Annotated in this window: 3 protein-coding genes and 1 pseudogene; all 4 read right to left on the bottom strand. The window is 58.5% G+C overall.

Translation table 11 applies throughout. The features are described from left to right. Positions 1 to 763: pseudogene (locus DBR30_RS22470) on the bottom strand (ferredoxin); the annotation flags it as partial. Between the two features lie 103 nt (positions 764 to 866). Next, the gene (locus tag DBR30_RS17345; RefSeq protein ID WP_108541320.1) at positions 867 to 1466 is read right to left on the bottom strand and encodes a DUF3306 domain-containing protein; all 600 of its coding nucleotides are present in this window, start codon (positions 1464 to 1466) and stop codon (positions 867 to 869) included. Beyond that, positions 1459 to 2037, bottom strand: coding sequence for a DUF3305 domain-containing protein (locus DBR30_RS17340; RefSeq protein WP_108541319.1), 579 nt, complete (start codon positions 2035 to 2037; stop codon positions 1459 to 1461). The genes DBR30_RS17345 and DBR30_RS17340 overlap by 8 nt, the downstream gene beginning before the upstream one ends. A 350-nt stretch (positions 2038 to 2387) precedes the next feature. Next, positions 2388 to 2705 (bottom strand): hypothetical protein (locus DBR30_RS21285; RefSeq protein WP_219927578.1); only part of this gene is annotated, 318 nt, incomplete at its 5' end.

Raw genomic sequence — 2705 nt, 5'->3', positions numbered from 1 at the left:
GATGGGGATCGATCTGGATGCGACCATTGATGGGCTTGAGGGCATCGGTCGGACAGACATCGAGGCAGCGGCTGCAACCGGGCACGCCGCGGGCGGTAAAGGCGCAGGCCTCGGGGTCGAGGCGAAAATAACGCGGCTTGTCGAAAATACCGGTCAGCGCACAGAGCTCGGCGAGCCGTTCAGCCAAGCCTTTGTCATCAGCCAGATGCAGATAACCGACCGGCGGGCGCTCCAGCGTAAAGAGCGGGACGCGGCCCAGATCGGCCACCAGATCGAAGCGCGGTTCCCGTGGCTGTTCACTAACAGCAGCCTCTTGGTGTGGAAAGCCTTGTTGTGGGAAGCAAAGCGCCGCCAGGTTAACCCGCTCCCCCTGCCCATTGAGGCCAATGAGCTGGAACTGCCCCAGATACCCTGTCAGGCCCGGTTCGCGCAGGGTCAAAGCCGCGAGGGATGCGGTGGCATCGAAAATGGCTTCGAGATCTGCCGCCTCGGCGTCATGCACCGCTTCGCTCACCAGCAGAGTGGGCTTCACCCCGGCGGGCAGCAGGCTGGCGGCGCGGCGAATACGATCTTCCGGGCCGACCAGCAGCAGGCGCCCCTGACTCCGGTAAGAGACAGTGGCCGGAATCAGGTTGTCGGTCTTGACCGTATGCTGCAGGGCATAGGCGCGAGCGCGCGCGTTATGCTCGGCCGCCCCCGCCTCGCGGGCTAGATTTGGGGCCAGATTTGGGGTCAGATTTGGCAATGTTTGTTCAGTGCTCACATACGCTCCTGTGCGCGCCACCTCATGGGATGGGCGCTTGTTGGTAAGCCGAGAGAGCAAGAGGCGAGCCAACCCCCCCGGAAAAAAAGTGACTGACAGGGAGTCAGGATCCTGAGGGTTCCATTTCCCCACCTTTAGTTGGGACATTTTGTCCACCAGAGGAAACCAAAATGTCCCGATCGTCGGTGTGGGTTTGAGAATGGTTATCAGCCAGCTCGTACGGCTCGGCGGCAGGTTCGCTGGCAAGCGCAACCGGTTCAGCAGATCCGCTGGCCGGATTGGCCGATTCGCTCTCCGGGGCGGTTACCTGATCCACCAGCCAGTTGCGCAGCCCGGCAGTCAGGGCCGCGGGCAGCAATTCGGGCTGGCTGAAATCCTGGGTGTAGTCGTCGAGCCCATCCGGCTTGTGGCTGCGAAACATGGCCCGCAGCGCCTCCTTGTCGGGGAGTTTGGCCTTGCCCGGCTGGGCTGTTGTTAGCGGCGGTTCGCCACTCTCTGCCCCTTCGATATGGAAGGATTCGCCACTCCCCTTGTCAGTGCTGACTACGGTGCTATCCAGCGAGGTATCTGGCATTTCACCTTCGCCACAGCCTTCGATGGGGGCGCCAACCGCCTCGGGAATGGCCTCTTCCCGTGGCTGCAATGCCTGATGCTTGCGCGCCTCACTCTTGCGAGACGACCAGCGTTTGAGGAACTCACTCATGGGCGCTGTTTCCGGCCTTGTTTACGGCACAGGTTCCGGCGTCACTGCCACGCTCGCGGGCATCGGGGCCGGTGGCCTTGACGGCGCCGCAGCTGGCTTGATCTACCGTATCGACACCGAGCTGATCCTGCGCCCGCCCCTTGCCCCTCTTGCCCTTGCGGCGGGCCTCCAGCAGCTCGCCGTGACGACCGATAAAGGCCTCCACCCAGGCTTGCAGCGCATCGGGCAGCGGGCAGGAGAGCACCTGCCGCTCGCCATCCATATAGGCGGCGGCCACGGTCTGGCTCAGGGTGAGGCCATCGGCCACAAAGCCATTGTCCACGCGGCTTCCGGTGACAAAGAGACGGGGCGAGCCGGAGCTCAGATTGAAGCGATAATCCCCCCGCTCGTCGCGAAACAGGGTAAGGGGCAAGGCACCGGCAGCCTCAGGTTCAGCGGGATGGAGCGCAGCTATCTCAAAACGGCGGCTCTGCCAGCGGCCAACCTGGCTGTCGATGGCCTTTAACTCCAGTTGCAGCCAGCGCTGCGGGGAGAGGGGTTTGGTTGTCTCTTGCACTGTCACGGCTCCCATCAGAAGGTCTCTGCCGGGCCGCCCTCCCCCGTAATTCACCCCGTTTGGGGCGGATCACAGCAGGAGATTCAGGGCGGCCACGGCCATCAATGGGATAAGACATAGCAAGAGTGGGGCCAAGGCAGGTTTGGTAGTTGATGGATGCTTTGCTGCGGGTTGGCGCGGGCGTAGGTTGGTGCAGAGCGCAGCGAAGCCCAACATGCGGCGTAAAACCAATCAGCCATAGCTAATAAAGAGGGATGGCAATAATCGAATAACTCCGAATTATCCGATTATTGCCTTGATAAAAAGTGGGGCTTCACTTCGTTCAGCGCCAACCTACGATTCAGCCCAACATTCAAGATTTCTTATTAAATTACATATCTTTTTACTGTTCTTGCAATACTCAACACTGAATCCTCAAAACCATTACAGATGACCTCTGCACTGTCTTTCTTTGTTCTTTTTAACCATTCATTTGTGTCTTGAGGGTAAGGATCCACAACTAATAAATCAGCGTGAGACTCCTCTAATGGCTGCCAAATATGAGAGTCATGTTCGATATATTTTATACCAACTAAAACTATTAGATCTGATGTCGAGATAACACCCTTATAATCTTCTTTAACTTTATTAATTAATGCCGAGTTGATTACTACCCTTTTGCCTTTTTCGTATAGAGAAAGTAC

The organism is Aeromonas sp. HMWF017, assembly GCF_003061465.1.
GTDB lineage: Bacteria > Pseudomonadota > Gammaproteobacteria > Enterobacterales > Aeromonadaceae > Aeromonas > Aeromonas veronii.
Note: the sequence above shows the minus strand (reverse complement) of the source record. Positions and strands in the feature narration are given on the sequence as shown.